This window comes from Novipirellula methanifontis, from assembly GCF_052161655.1.
Lineage (GTDB): Bacteria > Planctomycetota > Planctomycetia > Pirellulales > Pirellulaceae > Novipirellula.
In genome coordinates, this window is sequence record NZ_CP197418.1 from 1,238,399 (window position 1) to 1,264,606 (window position 26,208).

A 26,208-nucleotide genomic window follows, 5' to 3' on the forward strand; every position below is an offset into this window, starting at 1 on the left:
CACATACTGTCGCGGCTCATTCGCTTCCCACAACGTCGTCTGAAAAACGCGTAAAGTTGCAAAATGTGCCACCTCTAACCTAATACTGCGGCATTCAGTCCTGGAGGGGGGGCGCATTCCCCGCGTCCTTTTTGCCTAATCTCGATCCTACTCTCCCCACTCTGCTCGTATTGCTTCGGGGGGTAGGGTAAGGTGGAGTCCTTGGGAGGAATAGGGGCGTGTCAGGGGCGAGAGATAACGCGACAAATGTATCCCCTTTGCCCCCTCGCCAGCGCAATCATTTTTTGTTGCACCGATCATCGTCGCAGCGGACAGGACTCAGCGGACAGGACTCAGCGGACAGGACTCAGCGGACAAGGTTCAGCAGACAAGGTGCGGTGACGTGATCATGCGTGGTGTTTGTGCCGCGCGTAAACGGTTAAACGACGATACCGTTGTCGCCGACGCCCCCTTCGCTATTTCAGTACGTTCAAACGCAGCTTGTTTAACTTCTTAGGTCAACGTTCATGTTCAACCGTCTGTTTCGCAAGGCTTCGCGGACCAATCAATCTTCCCAGCAAAAACGACATGCACAGAAGCGTCGTCGCAACAGGATGGGCATCAGTCGGTTGTTGGAAATGGAACCGCTAGAGGATCGCCGAATGCTGGCCTCGTTTAGCGAAGCGGGGAATGTGCTGAGCATTGATCTGTCGGCCAATGAACAGGTAACCATCCGTAACAGCGGTGCCGATTATTCTCTGGCGTTGAACAGCACGACGTGGAGCGGTTCCGACAGCGCAAACGCCTCGGGGAATACACTCTCAAGTCTGACGGTGACCGCGGCCGGTCTAGCAGCATTCGACACGATCAATATCGTTGACTCCGGCGATGGCGTATCGGTTGTGTTTGATGACAACAGTGCAGCGACGTTTGCTGATTCATTCAACATCACATTGGATAACGCCCCGGCTTCAAACTCGATCTTGTTTGTCGGCACCAATGCGTTTATCGGCTCGGCAGCGATCAATGCGAGTACAACTCGCGATATTCGTCTTGTCGACGACGGAAGCTTCGCCGGTGAAATCAGTACAGTGGACGGCGGAATCACACTCAGCGCGAATGCGGCTGGAACGACGGCGGGAAACTTCATCGGCTTAGATGCAAACAACGTTTCAATAGCATCGAGCGGCAGCGGCAACCTATCGCTTACAGGCAGCGGCGGCGACGATCCGTTAACGAATTTTCATTATGGCGTGCTCTTGCAAGCTGGCGCCAGCGTGACTTCCACGGGCAGCGGGCCGAACGCCGGCACGATTACTATTACCGGCACCGGCGGCACTGGCACCGATTCGAATATTGGCGTGCTCGTTACCGGGATCGATTCGGATGTGACAAGCATTGACGGCGCGATCGAAATTATTGGAACCGGTGGTAACGGATCGGCGAACGACAATGACGGTGTGCTAATTGACATGGACGCCACGGTGCAAGTCACCAACGCGATACTGACGGTTCGCGGGACCGCTAGCGCCGGCGACTCGGCTGGAGTTCGATTGTCAGAGACTGACGGCGGGCAATTGCGGTCGGTGGGTTCGGGAGCAATCAATGTGACAGGCACCGGGAGCGGATTGCGGTCAGACCTTGTGGCCGGAGCTGACAGTGTGATTGGGGGTGGCACGGCGACGGGCCCGCTCACGATCAACGCGGACTCCGTCGATTTCAGCGGCACGCTTAACGTCCAGTCCAGTGGCGACTTGGCGCTCCAACCTCGCACGCCCAGCACGGCGATCAACCTGGGTGGCGGAGTTGCGGACAATGGATTGCAATTGGATGCGGCGGAACTGGCGTTCCTGACCGATGGTTTCGCAAGCATCAACCTCGGTGACGCGATCAGTGGCACCGGTGCGGTCCTTATCGACAACGCGGTGTTCACCGATCCGGTGGCGATTTACGGTGGCTCGATTTCGGTCGACAACGGTTTGGCCGGCGACGGCGGAACAGCGCTGATCACATTGGATGCAGCGACACCCGGTCAAAACATCAACATCAACACCGGCACGGTCTCTGATGCGAGTGCATTCGTGACGGTCTTTGCAGGCGACGATTTCACAATTGCGTCGGGAGCGACGATCAATGCGCCCGTTGGGCCAGTCTCGATCAACGTTGACCAGACGCCGGATGCCGACGTGGGTGTTGGCTCGACCGTCATACTCGACGGTTTTATTAACACTCCGTCAGTGATCACGGTGACCGGCGGAAATGATGCCGACACTTTCACTCCCCGTGCATCCTCCTCATTTGACATCGTTGGCGGCGATCCAGTCTCGAGCCCTGGGGATACGCTGAATATCGTTGGACTGTTTGAACCGATTTCGTTGCGTGATGGCTCCGTCAACTACGGCAATTCGTCCAGCACGTTCTCGGGCATCGAGAACATGATCGTTTCGAATACCAGCGGCATCACTGTGATAGGCGATGTCACCAACGATAATCTCAGCATGCGTGCTCATCCAACGCTCCCCAACAACGCTATCTTGTCACTCAACGGCGGGCCTGACGTTATTTTTGATACAACGGCCGTGACAGGCGTGGATTTCATCGGCAGTGACGGTGACGATACACTGTCCGTCGATTTCAGTGATGGTGTCTTCACAACCAATATTAATTTTGATGGTGGTCTGAATCTCAGCACTAACCCTGGCGACCAATTGGTATTAGTAGGCCCGGCACCGTCGCCAGTCAATCAAATGACGTTCAATTACGCGAACGCAAATGATGGTTCGGTCGACATCGATGGGCTAGCGGTGATTAACTACACCGGCTTGGAGCCAATCACTTCGACCGTCACCGCGACGAACGTGACATTGAATTACAGCGGCATAGGTGAAACGATCGACGTGACCCAGTCGGGCACGGACATCACTGTCGATTCGACGGTGGGTGAGATCACGACGTTCCCCGCGCCGACCGATAGCTTTATGATCGACACCGGCGGTGGGGCCGACGTCGTGAATATCAACGGCCTGAGTGCTGACTTCGCAAACGGATTCTTTATCACCGATCCGGATGTCGATGATACCGTTAACTTTGTCACGACGCCAACGGTGATCACGACCGGTCGGCTGACGTCGACGGCCCCAACGTCCAACATTGACACTGATTTGTCGGTCGATGGAGTCATTGTCTTGGGTAACGGTGGACCCGGCGTGGTCAACACCAACGCGACGATCACTACGACGACAGGAATCAACTTTTTAGATCCCGTCGTGTTGACGGGCGACACGGTCGTCAACGCCAGTGGAACAGGTGGCGTTGTCATCTTCGGCTTGGATGGTGCACGTAACCTGACCATCAATGACACAACCACTGGAGGGAATGGAACCATCATCACAAATGGGGTTGGAACGCTGATTCCACCGACCAGCCTGACCGTTAACAGCACAACGTCGTTTGCGACCGTCGACGTGATTACGACCGGAGACCAAGTCTACAACGCACCGGTGTTGTTGCCGATCGCCAGCAACTTTACGAGTACAGCAGGCGGCAATCTCACGTTTAACTCCACGGTGGATGCGCTCGCCGCCCCCGGCATGTTTACCACTTTAACCACCGGAACAACGACATTCGCCGATGTCATCGGCGGGATCAATCCGCTGAATACTTTGAATGTAACGACGGGTGGCCCTTTTGTGATCGCCGCGGACGTTAATATCTTCGGCGACATCACCATCCTGGTCCCCGATTTGGCTGCAGCTGGCGACGACTTGACGATTGCCAGTCCCGCAGTGATCAATGCGGGCAATTTCATTGCGACCGTTGGTGACAACGTCGACGTTCAGTCCGGAGCAACGATTTCGGTACCTCTGGGTGTGATCGATATCCAAGCGGACTCGGGTATCGACCCAGACGCCGAAGGTGCGACCGTGTCGTTTAACGGCACCGCGACGACGTCCAGCGGCGTGTTCCTGAGAGGTGGCGACAACGCTGACCTTTTCTCGATAACGCCTCAGCCAGGAACTACATTTGATGTGTTTGGGAATCTTCCGGGCGTATCCCCCGGTGACGTGTTAAACATCGACGCCGGAGGCGTGGACGTCAGCATCGATGCGACAACCGGTGCGATCACGGTGGCCGTCGCGCAAGCCTTTTCGGTCACCGATATCGAAGATCTTTCGTTTAGCAACATTGGGACATTGAACTTAACTGGCGGCGCTCTCGCTGAGTCGGTCACGATCGCGGGTGACCCGAATGTTGTCGGCGGCGATCTGTTGACGGTTGCCGGTTCAACGTATGCGATCAGTACGGTGACCAGTTTGGTGTTCGATGGCGGTGGCGAGGACGACACGTTTATCTTTGACGCGTCGACGGCAATGCCGACCACTCCGGTGACGTTCAACGGTCAATCGCAGGGTGGCGGAGGCGTGGGCGACGTGTTGAGAGTGCTAGGCACGTTCACGACACAAACATTGAACTACGCCGCGCCGGTGCTGCCTGACGGGAACAACGGCAGCGTCGATCTTGACGGCACGGTGATCACCTACACGGGCCTGGAGCCGATCAACGCCGGGAACGCCGCCGACACGATCTTGAACTTCAACACCGGACTGGCGAACAACGCGACGCTTCAGGACAGTCTTGCCAATGTCGGTGCGATCGAAATTGTTGACAACGGTGCCACGTTCGAGGATACCGTGATCCCGAATCCGACGAACTCGTTGACGGTGAACTTGGGAGATCAAGGTGACACACTGGATGTCAATACACTCGATGCCGGATACGCAGCGTCACTGACCATCAACGGAGGATCGTCTGCGAGTGACAATGTTCAACTCAATAGCGTCGATCTAATCAACACGCCTGGCCGCGGGTTGCGAGTCACCGAAGTCGAGTCTTTCGACATGTCTGGCGGCACGATTTCCGGGAACTCGGCGCCCATTGGTGGCGGGATCCTGATCGAGAACTCGACCAGCGTTACGCAAACCGTTGCGAACATTACGGGCACCACGATTTCGGGGAATACCGCGACCGCAAGCGTACTGCCGACCGACGGCGGTGGCGGTGTCTACAACCGCGGAGCCAACGTCACAATTACTGCTGCAGATATTTCTGGCAACACCGCTACCGCCGGTAATGGCAGTGGTGGTGGCTTTAGTGAAGGCGGCATATTCACGGTCACCGGCTCGACCGTATCGAACAACGATCGTTTCGGATTCCGCTATTCCGATGCGACCGTTTCACTCACTGGCAACACATTCACAGGGAATGTGGCGGGTGTGATTGGCCCGCTGCCAGGCACGACGGCCGGCAACGACAACATCGTTGTTTCGGCGACGACCGTGACGATTGGAACCAACGTGCTCACGTACGATGCGAGCGTTGGTCCGTTGACGATCGATGGTGGTGACGGCGACGACACATTGACGATCGATGTCTCAGCCGGTCCGATTCCAGTCGCAATCAACTTCAATGGCGCTGGAAACGTGGTCGGCGACGCGATCGTGATTCAAGGCGGCAGTGTCACTGGCATCGCATTCGATTTCGCCAACGCGAATGACGGTACGATTGACATCGATGGTGCGCCGCTGATCACCTACACCGGATTGGAGCCGATCACGTCAACGATTGACGCGGCGAATGTCACGCTTAACTACAGCGCGGTGAATGAAACAATCACGATGGTCGATGCAGGTGGTGGATCCACCACGGTCAACTCTTCCGCCGGAGAAACCACGACATTCCTCAACCCGACCGATAACTTCGTTATCGACACGGGAGGAGGAGCCGACACGATCTCGATCGACGGAGTCAATATGACTTTGAATGGTTCGTTCGTGGTCTTTGATCCGAGCGGCCCGACCGACGATATCGTGACTTTCGACAACACACCCACAACGATTACGACAGGTAGTCTCGATCTGTCGGTACCGCAAATCGAAATCAATGTGGATCTGACCGTCGATGGCCAGATTTTGCTTGGAGACACGACCGGGACAGGCGAAATCCGCACGGCCGCCAATATCAATTCTCAGAGTGATATTTTCCTGGAGGAGCCTGTCAACCTGATCGGGGCGACCGTGATCACCACCAATGACGCGTCGCAGGTGTCGGTGCCCTTTAACATTGACGGTGCTCAAGACTTGACGGTGACGGCAGGAACCTTGGTTGAATTTCTCAATCCGACTGGGCTTTCCACGCCACTTGCCAGTTTGAATGTCACAGCGACGGTCGGAACGATCACCGTAAGCAACCAGGTCAGTACCGTGGGGGCGCAGACCTACAACTCGCCGCTTCTCATCGACGGCGGGAACGTGATTTTGAGCAGCACTGGTGGCGGTACGCTCGCGTTCAACTCGACGGTCGATGCTACTCTCGCCAGCGATTCGCTGACCACCAGTACCAGCGGCATGACAACCTTTAACTCAGTGGTGGGCGGCAACGCGCCGACGTTAACGTCGCTGGATGTTACGACGGGAGGACCGTTTATCGTTAGCGCGGACATCACGACGTCCGGTGAAATGAATGTCGTTGTTACCGACACCGCACTGCCGGGTGACGATGCACTGATCATGAGTCCCGCCGTCATCACATCCATTGGGGGTGATGTCACGATCCAGGCGGGCGACGACCTCAACTTCGCTTCCGGTGCGACGATCAATGCAGGTGCAGGCCGAACACTGTCATTGACAGTCGATGTATTCGCGATCATCGATCCCGACGTGGGAACTGGCGGCACCATCACCATGGACGGCACCGTCAACAGCCTCATGTTTGGGACCATTATAACGGGTGGTGCGGACACCAATGCGATCGCCCTCAGTCCCGGTATCGCAACCGATTTGACGATTGCCCTGGCCGGAAACAGCACCGGAAGCGTGACGCGTGATGGAATTAGGTTCGATTTCCAGACTATGGACGCCATCGATTCGCAGATCACTGCGAACAATCTCAATTTCAACTTTGGACTATTTGCGGAAGCGATCACGGTTAGTGGCGTGGATGCAAGCAATTTCCAGGTGTCATCAACTTTCGCGGCAATGTTTCCCGGGGTAACGACAACCACGCTGTATCCGACCGATAGTCTGTCGATCGGTACTTTTGGTGGAGCGGCCACGGTAACCGTCGATGGACTAACCCTCGATGTGGTAAACGGCGTTTCCATCACAGATACCGACGCGACAACAGACGACACCGTCAACTTTGCTAACAATCCCACGACCATCACCACTGGCAGCATTGATGTTTCAGCGCCGCAGATTGAGATCACATCGGACCTAACCGTCGACGGTCAAATTCGACTGGGAGACGCAACTGGAACCGGCGAGATCCGGACGGCAGCCAACATCGTTTCGCAGAATGACATTTTTTTGGAAGAACCGATCAACCTGATCGGGCCCACCTTGGTCACCACTAGTGACACGTCGGAGGTGTCGTCTGCGTTTTCGATCGACGGCGCTCAAAACCTCACGGTGATCGGGGGCACACTGGCGGAGTTCCTGCAAAGCGTCGGTGTGACGACGCCGCTTGCAAGTTTTGATGTGACGGCGACGAACGGCTCCGTTCGCGTCAATGACGTCATCACGACGGGATCACAGACGTTCAATTCGCCGGTCTTTACCAACGGCGGCGGTCAGCGGATCACGTTTAGCGGTGGCGATCTCAGCTTCCTGTCGACGATTGACGACGGTTCGATTCAAGACTTCTGGGATCTTATTGGAAACACGATTACTCTCGGCGGCGCGATCGGTAGCATCGACATGCCGATGCAGGTCACATTCACCGTTCCTGGTCCGATCACCTTCGACCAGGACATTAGTGTGACTGATCAACTAGCCGTGGTCGTGCCTGACACGGCCGCGCGCGATGAACGGATCACGATCGCGAGTCCGTCGACGTTTACCTTCGGCTCCATGTCGTTGCAAGCCGGAGATGTCATCGAGATTCAAAGCGGCGCGTCGTTAATTGGCGACCTGTTACTGATTTCTGTCGATGGTGGTCCCGCGAGTGCCGATCCCGAAGGCGGCTCGCTCTCAGCGCAGGGGACCTTCATGAGTACGTTCGCGGTCAGGCTTTCTGGAAGCCCTACTCAGGCCGATACATTTTCCATACGCCCTCAGTTAGGGGCCGCTTTCACCATACAAGCTGATGACCCCGCGACGTCGCCGGGCGATGTGTTGCTGATCGATGCTGGCGGCAGTGCAGTCACCATCGACGTGGCAACGGGCGAGATCAACATTGATGGAGCTCAGAGCATTACGACGGATACCGTCGAGGATGTTCAATTGAGCAATCTTGGCACGCTCACCATCGATGGCGACGTGACGGACGATCTCGTCACCGTCGCCGTCGATCCACTCGTGGCCGGCAACGATCTTATTACGATCAACGGCACAACCCGATACAGCATTGATGGCTTGGGCAACGTTGTCTTCAATGGCGGTGACGGTGACGACACGTTGGTGGTCGACGTCACAAACGGACTGCCAACTGGCTCGTATGATTTCGCCGGCGGATTGAACGTCAGCACGAATCCGGGCGACCAGATTGTTCTGCAAGGTATTTCGCCCGCCCCGATTGACTCGCTGTCGTTTGATTACTTGAGCCTGGATAGCGGTTCGATCGACATCGATGGCACGACATTCATCTCCTACACCGGGCTGGAACCGATCACGTCGTCAATCGATGCGGCGAATGTGACACTGAATTACAGCGCGGCAGCCGAGACGATCACTGCGATTGATGCGGGTGGCGGATCGACGACCGTCGACTCGACGCTTGGTGAGCTGACGACGTTTGTGAACCCGACCGACAACTTGACGATCAACACCGGCGGCGGTGCCGATACCGTTGTGATCGACGGATTGAACATGACATTGGCCGGCGCGTTGTCGATCAACGATCCGAGCGGACCGGAGGACGATACCGTTAGCTTTTCTGGTAATCCGACTACGATCATCACCGGCACGGTGTTCGCAACCGTGCCAACGGTCAGCGTGACGACGGACGTCTCGGCGGGCGGATTCTTTGTCGGCACCAACTCGGGAATCGGGGCGATCACATTGGCCGCTGCGATTTCTGGCGGTGGCCAGGCATTCAACGAACCGGTGATCCTTGCTGCCGACACAGTGCTGACGTCGAGTGACGGAATCGATTTCTCGTTTGCGGTCGACGGTGCAAACAATTTGAGTCTCAGCGCGGCAGCGGATGGCATTCGGTTCTTGGATGCGGTCGGCGGTCTTTCTCCACTTACAAGCTTGACGATCACTGGTACCGTTCGCACTCTGGTCAGTGGCGATGTGACTAGCACGGGCGACCAGTCATTTGAGACTCCGATCATCACCAATGCTGGCGGCAGCGTGATCAACATTGTCAGTTCCGCTGGCACGCTGGCGTTTGGATCAACAATTGACAACGGGTCAGCACCCGCCGATTCGCTGCTGACCGATTCCGATGGTGAAACGACTTTCGGTGGTGTGATCGGCGGAAACAGTCCGTTGGCAAGTTTGGACGTCAATCCGGCAGAAGACTTGTTGATCGCCAACGACATCACCGTGCTTGGCGATATTAACTTGACAATTTCCGACTTCGGAAACTTGACGATCCAAAGTCCGGCAGTGTTAACCAGTGGCAACCTGAATTCGGTCAATCTGAACATCGCTGACAACATTGATATTCAAGTCGGCTCGACGATCAACACGTCGACGCTGAATGTGATCGCTGACCCACCGGTGACGGATGCCGATCCCGGCACCGGATCGACGATTTTCGTCAACGGCACGATCAACGCCACGAACGTGACCAATGTAACCGGCGGAGACGATTCCGATACGATCAGCATCACGCCTCAATCAGGGACATCGTTCCAGGTGGACGGTGGTGATCCCGTGACACAGCCTGGAGATTCGCTAACCATTGACGCGGGAGGTGTGGACGTCACGATCGATGCGGCAACTGGTGCGATCACGATCGGTGGGACTCAGCCGTTTACCGCCAACAACATCGAAAATCTTCGCCTTAGCAATGTTGCCACGTTGACGATTGCCGGTAGCATCGCTGGCGATATCGTGCAGATTGCTGCGGATCCAAATCAGGTCGGCGACGACTTGCTGAACATCAATGGGATGCCGCAGCTTACGATTAGCAGCGTAGGGAGCTTGATTTACAACGGGGCCGGCAGCGACGACTTGCTGACTTTTGACGCGACTGCGGGACTGCCGACGACGCCAGTGACGTTCAATGGCCAAACACAGGACGGATCGATCGGTGGTGACCAGATCGTGATCCAGAACGGAACGGTTACCGATTTGGTACTGAATTATGCCAACGTAAATGATGGCACCATTCAACTTGATGCCGGTCCGCTAATAACCTACACGGGACTCGAGCCGATCACGTCGACGATCACCGCAGCCAACGTGACGATGAATTACAGCAGCAGCGCTGAATCGATCGATGTGACACAGTCGGGCACAGACATCACGGTCAATTCAACGGCTGGTGAATCGACGACGTTTGCTGCCCCAACCAGCAGCTTTACGATCAATACCGGCGGAGGTGCAGACACCATCATAATCGATGGATTAAATGTTACTTTGGCCAATGAGTTTGCGATCAACGATGCCGGGCCCGATGATGATTTGGTGATCTTCGCAAATTTACCGTCGACGATTACTACGGGCGGATTGAACTTGCAAATCGCCCGAGGTCAGGTCAATGCGGACTTGAATGTTGGCGGTTTCACAACGCTTGGTCTTGGTGCGCCCGGAAGTCTTGTGGAGCTCGGCGCAAACATCACGTCGTCTGACACGGTAATCTTCAATTCGGCGGTCAGTTTGACCGCCGCTTCATCAATCACGGCGAACCGCGAAGTTACTTTTGGAGGAATTGTTAACGATGTTAACGGATTGCAGGATTTGACCGTCGGTGCCGTTGTTGACGGTGTTCGCTTTATCGATGCCGTTTCGCTGGGGTCGTTGACGGTCGCGCCGAGTATCGCGAGAACACAAATCTTCGCGGACATCGATACGAACGGAAACCAAACTTACGGTTCGCCGGTTCAAACTAGTCCCAATGGCGGATTGATCAATCTGAATAGCAGGGCGAGGATTGCATTCGTATCAACGCTCGACAACTTCGGTTCACCGGGTGCGGTGTTAATCACTAGCGAATTTGAAACAAGCTTTGGTGGCGACGTTGGCAGCATTCAGCCGATCGATGATTTGACGGTTGCCATGACTGGGGACTTGGTCATCACCAACAATATCACGGTCGTGAACTCGCTTGACATCACGGCCGGTGATGGTTCGGGTGACCTTGTCGTTCAATCGCCTGTTGTCATCGCCACAGATGCGACCGGTTCAGTAAGATTCAATATCGAGAACGACGTAGACATTCAAGCCGGATCAACGATCACGACCGCGAACCTAGACATCATCGTTGACAACGCCGATTTGGTATCGGTTGACCCCGGTGTTGGGTCATTGGTTTCGGTCTTGGGCACGTTGAACGTAAGCACTTTGACGACGATCACCGGTGCCGCAGATGCTGACACGTTCAACATCCTTCCTCAAATTGGTTCCGCATTTAGCGTCGTCGGCGGCGATCCGATAACGTCGCCGGGCGACAGCATGAACCTGGACGCAGGCGGCGCTGACGTGACAATTGATGCAAGCGGACAGATCACGATCGCGGGCACGGCTCCGATTTCGACGATCGGGATCGAAGACCTGACGATCAGCAATGTCGACGTGCTGACCGTTACTGGCGATTTCACCAACGAAACCATGACGCTTGCACCCAATTTGTCGATTCCTGGGCAGGACTTTCTAAGTTTTGCCGGAGTCACCTACAGGATCAGTAACATCAATCAGTTGGTGTTCGATGGCGGCGACGGTGATGACACATTCGTCTTTGATGCGTCGACGTCGATGCCGACGACGCCTGTGACGTTCAATGGTCAAGGACAGGACGGATCGAGTGGTGGTGACCAGATTACGGTGCTCGGTTCGTTCACCACTCAAACGTTGACTTACACGGCGCCCAGCATCGACGGCAACGATGGCACGATCGACTTGGACGGGACGGTTATCACCTATACCGGTTTGGAACCGATCAATGCGGGCAATTCAGTCGATACGATCTTGAATTTCAATACCGGTGCGTCGAACAACGCGACACTTCGCAATAGTGCTAATCCGGGTGAGATCGAGATCGTCGACAATGGTGCCACCTTCGAGGATACGATCCTTCCCAATCCAACAAACTCGTTGACGATCAACTTGGGGGACCAAGGCGACATTCTGGCCGTCAGTGCATTAGACGCCGCTTTTGCTGCGTCACTGATCATCAACGGCGGCATCGGAACTGATGATGTGTTGCGGCTGGACTTCGCCGATGGCAATCCGATTCCTGCGCTAGGTGTCACATTCGTTGGGGGTGTCGGTGGTAACGATTCCATGGAAATCGTCAACGGTAGCGTGTCAACGGTGACACACACGTTCCTCAACGCCAACGATGGCAGCGTCGACATTGATGGTGCCGTCATCAATTACGTCGGGCTGGAACCGATTCTGGACAACTTGAACGCGGCGGATCGAGTATTCGATTTCCAAGGCGGGGACGAAACGATCACGCTATCAGCCGACGCCAACATCGCTGGCAACAACCTGATTGACTCCACTTTGGGAGAAGCCGTCTCTTTCACCAACCCCACTCGTTCGCTCACGATTAACAGTGGTGATGGGGACGATGTGATCAACATCACCACGTTGGATGTCGGAAATCTGTCTTCGCTGATCGTCAACGGTGGCGGTGGAGCATTAGACACCTTGAACATGGATGGTGTCAATTTAGACACCGATGGCCAGGGTCGCGGGTTGGAGCTGCGAGAACTCGAAATGGTTGACATCAACACGGGAACGATCAGCAACAACAATGCCGATCTAATGGGGGGCTTCGGTATCGGTGGCGGTATCCTGATAAGAAATTCAACCAGTGGAACAATTACCACGGCGACGATCGATAGCGTCATCATTTCGGGTAATACCGCGGAACTGGGCGGCGGCATCTTCGCGTCGGGAGTCAACCTGACGATCGAAGACGCGACCACAATTTCCAATAACAGTGCAAGTGTGGACGGCGGCGGCGTTTATATCGACGGAGGATCCGTGATGATTTTTTCGACGACCATCGATGGCAACCGAGCCGACGAAAGCGGTGGCGGAGTTTACGTTGATTCCGGAGCCCTGACGCTGACGAGCTCGAGAATTTCGAACAATCAGGCATTGGGGTCGGATAGCGGAGGCGGGGGTGTTTATCTGTTGGGTTCTGGAATCACGAGTCCCGCGTTCTCGATTTTTGATACCAGTTTTGCTTCCAACACAGCCCGTTCCGGTGGCGGCGGGCTGGAAATCGTTGACAACCCAGGCACGATTTCGCTTGGCATCTACGAACTCAATTCGGTCACCGGTGGCATCCTCCAAAACCAAGGGGGTGGGGCAATCGTGCTGTTGGCGGGGAGCTCGTTGACGTCGCCTGCGATCTCCATCTCGGGCGTCACCCTTCGTCAAAACAGTGCTCCGACTGGCGGTGGTTTGGCGGCGGTCAATCCGAACCTGACCTTGGATTCGGTGCTCATCGAAAACAATTCGACCATTGACGTGGGTGGTGGCTTCCCGACCGAGGGCGTGGGGGGAGGGATCGCTGCGATTGGTGATGACCAAGGCGGATCAATCACCATTCTCAATTCAAAAATCCAAAACAACACGGCCGTCAACGACGCGGGCGGGATTGGCGTCGCGGACGTGGATTTGTCACTGACCGATACGACGATTACCAGCAACGGATTTTCGGTTGCCATCGGTGGTCGAGCGGGCGGTATCGGCATACAGGGCGTCCAACGAACACCGGTGCTGACGGCAAACCGCGTCACGATTGACAATAACGTTTCAACGGGCGATGGCGGCGGCGTGGCGCTGCTTGGTGCTGGGTTGGACTTCACCAACGTCACGATCAGCGACAACGACTCCGGGGCAGCGGGTGGTGGGATCGCCTATGACAACAATGATGGTTCGGTAATTCGATCGATTCGGTTCAGTACAATCACCTCGAATACCGCCGCCTCAGCGGGCTTGAATGTCGTGGCAATCGGCAGTCCGATCGACGTCACCGGTACGATCTTCAACGACGGTGACACGGCGGCTGCGGGTGTGCTGAATTCGCTCGGCGGCAATCTCGACAGTGGCAACACGAGCGGATTGAACCAGCCAACTGATCAAATTAACACGGATCCTCTACTTGGCCTGCTGCAAAACAATGGTGGTCCGGTCTTCACGCACGCGTTGTTGTCGGGAAGCCCGGCGATCGATTCGGGACCCGCCTCCGGGCCGGCGACGGACGCACGAGGCGTGGCGCGGCCGATCGATGGAGACAACAACGGGTCGGCGTTGTTTGACATCGGGGCGTACGAAGGCGAGTCGCCCTTGATGTTGATCGTGGATGATGTGACGGTTGATGAGGGCGCAGGAACGGCCACCGTTAGCGTCCGTTTGAACGTAGCCGTGGCGGCTCCCTTTACCGTTGACTTTGCCACGTCCGATGGAACGGCGATGCAACCGGGTGATTATGCAACCGCGACCGGCACGTTGAACTTCGCTGGAACCGCTGGCGAGACTCAAACGTTTACCGTCTCGATCCTCGATGACGCGATTGTTGAGGCAACCGAGACGGTCAACATCGCGCTTTCGAATCCATCGAACGTGGGAATTGATGTGACCGACACCGGAATCTTGTTCATCACCGACAACGATACCGCGACGTTGACGGTGAATGATGTAACGGTCAACGAAGACGCTGGAACGGCAACGGTTTCCGTCACGGTCGACAATGCTGTTCAATCAGGCTTCACCGTTGACTATGCGACTGTTGATGGAACAGCGATTCAGCCCGACGATTACACTTCGGCGTCAGGGATTCTGGCGTTCATTGGAACTGCTGGTGAAACTCAAACCTTCACGGTTTCGATCATCAACGACACGCTCGTCGAACCCAGCGAATTCTTCACAATTGCGTTGTCCAATGCCTCCAACAACTCTGTCAACGTCACTGACACTGCGACGATCACGATCCTCGACAACGTCGTTCAGACGCCATTTTTAATAACAGGCCATGTCTATTGTGACGCAAACGGTAGTGGTGCCGAAGAGCCGGGTGAAGCCTTGTCTTCGGTGCGTGTGTTTGCCGACGGCAATGGAAATCGTCGATTTGACCTTGGCGAACTTGAAGCGACGACCGATTCGCAAGGCAATTATCAGTTTGCAAATATTCCACAAGGCGACTACATCTTGGTCGCTGAAATCCCTGCAACGTGTGCAGTGATTCCGGCTAACCCAGGGGTTGTTCAAACGCTCTTGGACGTTGGCAATTTAGCTCGTTCCATCCAAGCCGTTGATCGCGATGGCGATGGCGACAAGGATCTCGTTATTGCAAGTGATTTAGATGGATCGCTTCAAACGCTGATAAATGAATCAGGTGATTTGATCGTCGGCCAAAAAACGTCACTCGGCCCTCGTTTACAGAAAATCGCCGTCCCAAGAAACTCTCTGGACACTTCATCCATGATCGCGGTCGTTGGCATCGGCAGCGGTGGCGCCGATAGTCCAGGAAGCGTTTATTTCGGTTCCAACACGTTTACTTCGGCTCAGACCGGCAACGGTCCGATCGATGTATTGTTGGATGATTTCAATGGTGATGGAATCAATGAAATTCTGACTGCATCGTTCCGATCTTCATCGCTTCAATTGATTTCGCCCAGTGGATTGTTTGCGCCACGCGACATTGAAACTTCGACCACTCAATTACTTTCGATTTCAAGCGGCGACGTTGATGGAGACGGTGATATTGATATTATCGCCGGAGGCTACGGCTATGGCTCAGCGGAATCATCGGGCGTGCTCTCCTCGGGTGATAGTGAAATTAATGTGCTGCTTAACGATGGCTTTGGAAACTTTACTCCCGCGAAATCCAACGGTGCCCCGTTACGAGGTAAGTTTGTCACTATCAAGACAGTCGATCTTGACAACGATGACGTTTCTGAAATCGCGGCGATTTCTCGAGGTGCAGGGACCGCCAGCAGTTCGCTGATTGTTTACACCTTAAGTAATGGAACGCTTGTCCAAACCAGCTCGCTGGCAATCCCTGCCAAGGCGTCTGCATTCGATTTCGGTGATTTGGATGGAGACTCACTCAAGGACGTTGTGGTCGCCAGCGAAGCCGAAAACAGAGTTGTATTCTATCGTGCGATAGGAAACGGTAACTTCCAGCAGATTCAATCAGTCGAGAACATTCCCAGCCCAACCGATCTGACCCTCGTTGATTTTGATGGCGATGGCCGCGACGAGGTTGCTGTCGCAAATCTATACCGCAGGCAAGCAAGTCCAGGTGATACGTCGCCGTATCTGCCGAGCACGGTCACATTGCTTCGACTTAACACGACGCAGCAGGGTGTGCTAGTCGAACAAGATCCAGTCATTGCCGACTTCTCTTTTGGAAGTGCAACGATGACACGTCGTTTGGACGTAAATGTCGACACGAAGATTACCGCAGGCGATGCGCTTCAAGTCATTAACGAATTGAATCGACAGCCTGCTTCGTCGATCAAAAAGAGTGAAGGCGAAGCTGCATCACCGCGAGTCTGGAAAGCGACTGACGTCAATCTTGATGGATTCACAACTCCGCGTGATGCACTACTCATTATCAATTATTTGAACCGGCAACCGGGAATCATTGCGTCAGGAGAGTCCAACGCGATGGGAGAGATGACGCAATCGTCGATCCCAATGATTGAAGACGACAAAGAGAACGATCGACTCAGAAGCATCGACGAGGTCTTTGCGGGCGGGCTGTTCTAAGCACCTTCCACCGAACGAAGTGGTGCCGTCCGTTAATCAAGACGTCAAATCCATCAAATTGGCATGTTGGATTTGTTTCATCCGTTCGATTTCGAACGTTTGCTCGTTGCAACCGAGTTAGAACAATTGGCCTTCTTCGAGGTCGTTCATCACACCGTCAACTTCGCTCTGCCAGCTTCGTGAATTTTCGTCGCTTAGATCCAGTCCAATGTTTGGGGCGGTCGATTCCGATTGGCCTTGTGAGCTACCCTTGTTCAGGTAGTTGATCACGCGAAGTGCGTCCAATGCGGTCACTTGCGTGTCGCCATTGACGTCCAAGTTGTAAGGACTGTTCGCGGTTTGCTCGCCCAATGCACTGGCGGCGCCCACGGTTCGCGGCAGATGGTTGATGATCAACAGGACGTCATGTGCGGTCACGAAACCGTCTTCATTCACATCCTCGGCCACCGCAATCCGAGTCGTTGGGGTTGGGGCGGAAGTTGGATTCGGCGTCGTTTCGGTCACTTCAGTAATCGTCGGTGTCGGCGTGCTGACCGCGGGAGTGGTTGCCGGAGCCACACTGGTCGGAGCCACAGTCTTAACGATCGTCGCAGGAAGTTCCGCGCCGAGTGCGGTGGTCGATTTGCCGCTGAAGAAGTTCACGTTTTGGCTATTGATTCGGTCCGCATCTGTGGTGTTTGGGAACAACTTGTCGCCGTAGGTAAAGTACTCGACCACTTCGCCTTCGCCATTGATCTGCAAGATGTGGCGGCCTCCATTGGAATCTATGTAAGCGGCTGGCCCACCAAAGACGGCGTTCGCGGGCACTCGATATCCCGGACCATCGGCCCCGTAGGTGCCATTGGTATCATTGGTCAAATTGGCAACACGCCACTGTCCGCTTGGCGGCAGTGTGAACTCGATCAAGTCACCCCCGTTGGTTCCATAGACACGAATCGTGCCATCGTCTTCGACGAGTGGCGCGACGTAGGTGTAGACGCGACCAGTAAACGGTTGTTGGAACGGGAAATAGCCAAAGTTCTGACCGTTGTCCGCCGTTTGTTGGCTGATGTTTTCCTGCAGCACTGAGGATGAATCGATCGTCCAGTGGACCAATCGCGATGTGCCATCGGTGGCAAACACATGGCGAACGCCGTTTGGCATGGTTAACGCTCGTACATTTCGCATCACGCGAGTCTCACGACTCGTTGCATCGATTTGGCGAGTGCTGACAGCGCTGCCGTCGATTCGGTATTCAATCAGATTGCCAGTCTGATTGGTGCCGTAACCGTACAACACCCCGTTGTCGCCTAGCGTGACCGAGACTGTGGAGTAAACCCGCGATGCATCAACGCTTCCGCTGGCCAGCGTGAGGTCTGTCGTTGCCGCACTGGGATTGATCGGAATAGCGATCCAGTGTCCATCGGTGGTGGTCGCCGAGAAACCCAGGGGACCCGCAGGCACTGTGTCTTCAGCCAGGATGACGCCTGGGATCTCGCGATGTGCGACTGTCCAGTTTGCGGTGTTAAACAAGTCGTCATGTGCCCAGTCGTTACCATCGGGCGTGAAAGAGTACTGGACGACTCCGCCCTGAGTGGATCGTCCCATCACATGCACGCTGCCGTCGGGCATCGTCACTGCACTGGATTCGCCCGTGATCAAAAATTTGGCGGCCTCGGATGCGGGAATCTGTTTGTCGTTAACGAACTTCGCAAGCAAGTTTATTTGCGAGTCAGCGATGGTCGCATCGCCACGAGCGGTCAGGACCAAACTGCCATTTCGCAATACTTGGAACGCCATGCGTGCTTGAGTGATCGCCCCTGCCGGCGATGGCAGCGGACTGGGTACGGCAGCCGTTTGTCGTCGCGTCGATTCGGCGAAGATTGTCGTGCTGAGACTATCACTTTGCGAGAGCGATCCATACAGCGTGTTGGCCGCATTCAGGGCTCCGCGAAACGGACCTTCGCCGTTCCCGCGGCGGAGTGCCTCGGCGGCAACTTCGTACTGGTCCACTCCATCCATCTGGCTGCGGTCTTGCGAACGGGCGGGATCGGTGCCTGAGATCAAGTCGAGTTTCGAGTTCACGATCGTGGTTGACGTGGCTGCTTCTTGGAGTGTGATTCGCTTCTGTTGCGGAGTGATGGTTTTCGCCGACGCGGTTGCCTTGGTGGTGAAAACTTCAGTCCCGTTAAAATCATCCAAGTTCAATCTCGCCACACCGCCCTGAGGGTCAATCACAAACGTGGTTCCGCCTCGATCGACAAAGACTTGGTTGGGGGCGGAGAAGGTAGATCCCGACGCGGCGCCAGGGATTTTGGGGATTTGAATCGAGCGAACCTCTGGCGTCAGCGCAGAAACATCACGCCCCTCCTGGATGGCTCGGATGATTTCGCCGACATCCATTGTCGCCAGAATCCCATCGCCACTGGAGGTGAAGCTGAAGCCGCTGTCGGTGAAAACCAGTCGATCGTCTTCGGGGATTCCCGGCGTTTCGTTGTCATCAAACGCAGTGAATAGCAGGTGAGAGCCTCCGGTAGTCCTTCTTGGAATCGCAAACTCGAACCATTGATCGGTGGTTTCACCGGGAACCAAAAGAGCCAAACGCTGAGTCGTCTCGCCTCCTTTCGTATTACCGTTGAGCATCCAAACATAGGTGGCTCCATCTCGATCGTCGACAATGGCTTGAACCCCATGGACGTGAAAATCAGTGCTGGTCGACGTATCGGCGCCAAATGATTTCGGGATCACATGGGCCGTCGTCTTCGCTGACATCGTGTTGAGAGTCGCAGGACGTTTGCCGCTTGTCGGATTGTCGAAATTCAGTTCGACAATCGTTCCCGAATCCTCCGCCGATATCCAGACGCTGCCTTTGGTGTCGACAAAAACCGCGTGCCCTACCTTTAGTGGGACTGCTTCGCTGCTGGATTCTGGTTCCGCTTGCGTCGTTCCACCGCCACCACCGGTGCCAGTTCCGCCACCACCTCCACTGCCAGTACTTGTGGTTGCTGTCGATATGTCATCGTTGTGTTCTTCGATTTCAAACTGACCCGCAATTTCATTGAAATCGAAGGTGAACAATTTCTTCTGAGCAACGTCATAATACGAGACTCGCAGGATTTCGTTATTGACGGAGTCTTCTGGGGCGTCATCGATTGCCACGCCACCTTCGACTTGGTTCCGGTAAACAAACCAAACACGAGGGGTCAGATGCGTGTTGAAGTCAAAAAACGTGCCGTGCGGATCAAAGGCGGTGGGTTTGGCGTCTGCGGCCGGTACCAAAACGCCGTCTGAATTACGAACCACCTTCGACGGAATACTGATGTCATGAATTTCGACGGATCCCGTCGCCGGATCAAACTGACCGAGATGGTGTCCGTCCTCCATCGTGAACCAGACGGTTTGAGTCGTCTTGTCAAACGACATTTGCCACGGGCGCAACCAGGCGACTTTGTCGTTGATTTTGACTTTGTCGAGCGTTTCGGTTGTATCGAGTTTCAGTGTCAGCGTCGATCGACCGGTCGCTTCGTCGGTCACCGAATTGGCAACGCGAATTGGCGAATTGGAAGCTGCAATGTTGATTGCATAGCCTGCCGGAATTTTCTGGTCGACCACAATTTGTTTCTGACTTGGTCGCACCTCCAGCACGTTTGCGCCGATGAAGAACGATTCGGTGTACACCGGCGTGCTAGGTGCATTTTGTGTCGTGTTGCTTTCTGCCAATACAAACACTTGCTTGACAAGTTGCGTTGTTTTGCCAGCCGAATCGGTTGCGATAAATGTCAAGTTGTACTGGACACCCGGATCTAATTCGACACCGGGCAATAGAGTGACTTGCACCTTTGTTGTTGCATTTGTATTAGCTCCTGCGATCGTTGATACTTGCGGTGCAAACGTAGCGACACCCGAACCGATGGGGTTCACCAAGTCGTCATTCGCAAATAACGATACGGTTACTTTATTCTCTAATTGAGCGTATTGTTGATCACCAAGTTGGATTTCAAATACGGGACGCGTTGACCGTGTGATCGGTACTGGCAGTGCACTGTTGGGAAGGACGTTATCCGCAGTGGCGAGTGCAAATTTTGAAAGCGTCGGCTGAATGGGATCGACCACAGCGACATAGGGTGCCGAATTGACGCTCGTGTTACCAGCAACATCCGTCTGGACCGCGGTATATTGAAACGTCTCGCCATTGGCATCGACCGACGGCGAATCGGATATCGAAGCGACTCTTTGCCCCGATGCGGGAGATTCAGTTGTCACGTCAGCGCCATTACGGCGCAGGGTTACGATCGCATCGGGATCGGCAGCAACTGATAATTCGATCGGAGTCGTTTGCAAAACCGCTTGTGTCATTGACAAGTTTGGCGCTTCCGGAGCCACCGTATCGATCACTAGCTTCCCTACCTTCGAAGTTGCTTCGTTGTTTGCGTTGTCACGAGCCGTGGCAGTAATGTCATAGCTGCCATCGGCAAGCACACCACCAGGTTGATTTGTAAATTCAAATTTCGCACTGTAGTTTCCCGATGCAACTAAAGTGGCCATCGAAACAATCGTCAGATTTCCGTTGCTAATCGTCACCTGGACGCTATCGGCGGCACCGGCGGAACCTACGAAGGTAAGATTGTCGTTTTTTGCCGTGATACCATCTGTGTTTCGCGTTTGCGGCGTGTCGTCGTCAGAAATTAGCTGCGGTGGATCGTCGAAGGTCGGTGCCGAACGGTCGATGTCATACGTTTCTTCTGTATCCGGACTTAGGTCTCGCAGTGCATTGTCGAACAAGTCCGAGATGTTTTGGTTGGGGGCGAAATCCAAATCAAGCTTGCCGTCGTTTGCGATCCCATCGACACGTACATCGAATACTGTTTGCGAAATTGGTGTCACCGATGCAATCGACGCTCCGACTGCTCCTGATCCAATGAGCACAAAGTCATTGCCGTCCACCTCTTTGACTGGTTCGCTGAACGTCGTGCGGAAAGTGACTGAATTAGCGTTTGTCCGAGTTGTCGTTGGAATGCGTCGGGTGAAACTGACTGGCTCAGGTCGAACCAAATCCACTTGTACGGTGAAGTTCAGAATGTCGGAGGCAGTGTGAGGAATATCCGTTCGCTGAAGATCCACCGTCAACGTATTCGAACCAGCGATCAGATTCGCTACCGGCACTATGAAGGAAAAGGAACCGGTTTGAATGCCGTTCGTGACGACCGTGTTTGCCACCGCCGTCGATTCGCGTCTCAAAAAACCAGTAATTTGATGGTCAATGGGGGCGGTGCTCGGCGCGTTGCCTTCGTCGTCTAATAGCGTTCCGTTGATGACAACCGAGTCACTAGAGCCCAACGAGCTTATATTTACGACACAGTTACTTCCGATTCTGACCGCGTTGTTCATGGTCGTGATCGACAATATAAGCTCTCCGCCGCCGTGTATACCGCCAGGTAAAAAGGGGGCGGAGGACGCGTCGATCGAACAAGGGCCTGATGGATCCGGCGTTTGCCGAACCGTCCAGGTATCGCTCGCAGAGCTGACGCCCGCGTTGCCGTTGACGTCTTGCAATCCCACACCAGCAATGGTGAGTGAGTAGACGCCGTCTGGCGAAGTTAGACTCGCCAACCCCGAAATTCGATAGCGTGTCGGCGAGACCTCGGTAACGGTAACCGAGTTGTCCAACGTCAAGGGGTTGCCGTCGTGAGAAAGCGACACATCTGCGAACGTAAATTCGTTCACGTTCAATCGCTCGCTGACAACAACGTCGATACTGGCGACTCCGTCGCGACGCGGATCGGGCGCGACATCAATCACATCGACGACGCGCGGCTGCGTCGCCACATTGGCTTGATTACCAACGATCGCATTTCCTGCCGGATCCGTGGCAACGTTATCGACAACTTCGATGGAAATATCGCCTCCGGTTGGCACGATCGAAAGCGTGTAGGAGGCGGCGGAATTGACAGTAAACACGCCCGCAGTCGCATTCGTTAACTGAATGTCGTTGGCGTTGAATCCTGTGACGTCCTCATCAAACTCGAAGGTCACCGCAATCGGTGCAACGCTGGATACCTGTTGTGGAGCCGTGATCTGCAGGCTCGGCCGACGGTTGTCAATCTCGAATGATTCGCTTGACGCGGCGGTTGCATTGCCTAATCCGATTCCATTTGTGTCCTGGATGTCATTGCCGGGCGAAACAGTCAGTTGGAGCACGCCATTGTCGTTATCAATGTTAGAAATCGTGACGTCATACACTGCACCGGAAACAGCTTGAACCAAATCGATCGTCGCCGACGCTGGCGTGACCACGAAATCACTAGCATCTACGTTAACAACAGCGTCACTAAAGGTAACTCTAAACGTGACTTGATCTGCATTGGTTGACGCTTGCGCAGGAGACTGCCGAGCGACGGTGTTGATCGTTGCTGCACTGGTAGTGCGGAAGTTCCAAGCGTTGCTATCGTTGATCGCGACAAACGAGTTGCCTGCGGCGTCAGTGATTGCGCTGGAGGCAACCAGGATGAAGTATTCGATGCCAGGCTGGAGAGCAGTATTGGGATTAGCCGTCAAAACAGAGCCATCGACAGTCACTCGGTGTCCGCCGACATCGATTGATTCCACTAACGAATTATCGCTGGATAGCCGAATCTCAATCGCGCCACTACCAACCGCAATCGGCTCGCCAAACGTTAACACCAAATTGCTTCCTACGGCGACATCCACAGCGTCGTCAGCTGGTGACAAACTGACCAACATCGGTGCGTCATCGTCAAAAACAGTGGTTGTCGAATTGGCCGTGTTGGGATTGCCAGCGCTGTCGTTCGCAGCACCAGCGGCAACACTGATCGTGACATCGGCGGTCCCGTTGGGCGTAACATTTGCCGTGTAAGTGTCATCGTCCACCGTGACAAAGTTGATGAGCGAGCCACCGGTAACATTGACATCCGCCGCTGCAAAACCGAAAACATTTTCGGTGAACTGAAACGTAACTTCGAACGGATTAGTGTTATTTACCGCAGCAGGTGCGTTTTGAATGTTCAATGCCGGTTGGACTGCGTCAAACTGAATCGTCACACGTGTTGCCGCCCGGTTGCCGTTGCCAGCGGCGTCCGTTGCAACGGCGGCAGGCACGTCAATCGTAATCGGCCCGCTACCGTCTGGCGTGACATTGATGCCATATCGCGATGCACTGATCGTCGAGAAGTTCGGAGCCGTTCCGCCACCAATTTGGATGTCAGCTAAAACGAAGTCGCGAACGCCTTCGCCAAACTGAATCACAACCGGGATCGGGTTGGTGTTATTAACAATCGTGGGGGCGCCCTCGATTAACACCGATGGTGAAACGGTGTCGACCGTGACGTTCAAGGGGGCGCTCTGTGAATTCTCCGTACCCTGACGTGCGATTGCCGCGACTTGAATCGTTCCATCGGGCAATGCGTCGGATAGGTTGCTTTGCCACGTGCCGTCTGGGTTGACCGTCGCGGTTGCAATTACATTGTTGTTGTCGATGCGGATCACTTCGACCGACACAGCGGGCGGGCCAGGCTGGGCCGTACCGAAGAACGTCAAGCGATTTTGATTGGTTTGCCGGTCGTTGGGAACGCCGGTATCTTCGCGAATCCCAGTAAGGATGGTTTGATCAAAGATTGCGTTGACAACTAAAGTCACCGTGCCCCGCGATTCCGCGGAACCATCGGTAACGATGTATTCAAAGGTTGGCTGACCATTGAAGCCAGTTGCGGGGGCGAATTCAAACGATCCGTCAGTGTTGAGTGTTAAAACGCCCGCCTCGGGTGGAATGTCCTGGCCAAGACGCACTGATAAATCGTTGCGAGGGTTGTCGACATCATTGTCATTTGCCAACACTCCATTGGCAACCGAGACGATCAAATTTACGTTTTCGTCCGTCGAGTATTGATCGTTAGTTGCTGTCGGAGCATCGTTTACGCCTGTCACTGAGATCGTTAGCGTGGAAGATGACTGGCCAATGCCGTCTGAAACTTCATACGAAACTGTCAGCGTGCGCGATGTAGTGGGCGTTAGAAAATCATAGGCTCCGTTTGGGTCAAAGTTGTAGCTTCCATCTGCATTGATTTGGATGGTCGGGCTCTTTCCAGACTCCGGAACAACCGGCAGTGTGACCAGCTGACCGACATTGGCACCTGAACCATTGAACTTCGAAACGAACAATGCGTTGTTGTCGTCGACTGAATTGTCACTTGAAGTGTCTGAGTCATTGGTTAGGACATTACCGGAGACTTCGTTTTTCTCGTTCGTTGCGCCAGAATCGGCTTGTGCATTGGGCCGTTGGTTCAAGCAAAATCTTGTGAATGCATTGACGACGGGAACACCTGTTCTCGCGTTGTCACGGTCCGCACGGACCGTATACGTCGCAGTCGACGTGCCTGGCGATGCCACCACGTTGAGCCGGAAGTCGATTTGGCGATTCGCGTCTGAAAGTGTAAGCGAGTTACTAACGAGGCTGGATGAAACAATGCCTGGACCCGATGCAGTGACACCAATCGAACTCAGCAGGCCGTGTGCTGAAGCATCACTAAAGGTAAGATTATCGTTTCGAAGTGCCCCTTCTACGATGTACGTTTGATTTCCGCTGTCAATGGAAACAGTAGTGTTGGGACTAACGCTGGTGATCGCAAATTGATGCTCATCCAGGGTGTTATTGACCGGATCGGGAGCCGTGAAAATTCCGTTGGCCGATGTCGGAGTACACGCCAGCAATTGCCGCGATTCCAAGCACTCTAGTTTCAATCGACGCTTCTTGTCGTGTCGAGCTTTTTGTCGACGGATTCGCTTCTTAATTGGAGTCATCGTAGGTTTCGCTTCGTTCGAGACTTCTGAAGGGACCTGCGGTCGGTCATCAGGGTGCTCTTCGATCAACGTCAGAAAATATTTATTCGGAAAATCCGTCCTAATCTAATTCGATGATTCCCAGTTTGGGGGCCAATCCTCCTTCCAAATTAACCAAAAAAACAACCTTTCCGTGATTGCCCAGACCCCCCTGTTCGTGTCGGGTTCAAACTTGGCCAGTCTTTTGACGGGGGCAGGCACTTATCCATGACATTCGGTGCAATCCCTGCAATCGAATTGACCATAAAGGGTCACAGAATCCGCAAAATAGAACGCTCCCTCTCAATTCACTCGAATCGAAAGCGGATCGAAAGCGGATCGAATTACGGAAATTGTGATGATGAGAAATGCGACAACTCCGTCGAGATCCCTGAAATAGCGAGAGGCGGTGGCGTTCACTACGTTGTTGTTGGGGACGACCACAGGGTTTGCAAACGATCCCGGGAGCATCCCGACGGACGAACTTCAAGCCTCAGCTATTTGTTAGAAATCA

At 54.5% G+C, this 26,208-nt stretch carries 2 protein-coding genes; one reads left to right on the top strand and one right to left on the bottom strand.

What is annotated here, in order from left to right:
- The first annotated feature begins 506 nt into the window (after window positions 1-506).
- A complete protein-coding gene (locus SH528x_RS04365) occupies window positions 507-16,883 on the top strand; it encodes a Calx-beta domain-containing protein (protein WP_442509307.1) in 16,377 nt (5,458 codons plus the stop codon).
- 117 nt (window positions 16,884-17,000) lie between these two features.
- Here SH528x_RS04365 and SH528x_RS04370 read toward each other — a convergent pair whose 3' ends face one another.
- Window positions 17,001-25,676, bottom strand: coding sequence for an Ig-like domain-containing protein (locus SH528x_RS04370; protein ID WP_442509308.1), 8,676 nt, complete (start codon window positions 25,674-25,676; stop codon window positions 17,001-17,003).
- Window positions 25,677-26,208 lie beyond the last annotated feature (532 nt).

Bases quoted from the DNA above. Each gene is read 5' to 3' on its own strand.
- SH528x_RS04365 (WP_442509307.1), top strand. From the start codon at position 507: ATGTTCAACCGTCTGTTTCGCAAGGCTTCGCGGACCAATCAATCTTCC.
- SH528x_RS04370 (WP_442509308.1), bottom strand. From the start codon at position 25,676: ATGACTCCAATTAAGAAGCGAATCCGTCGACAAAAAGCTCGACACGAC.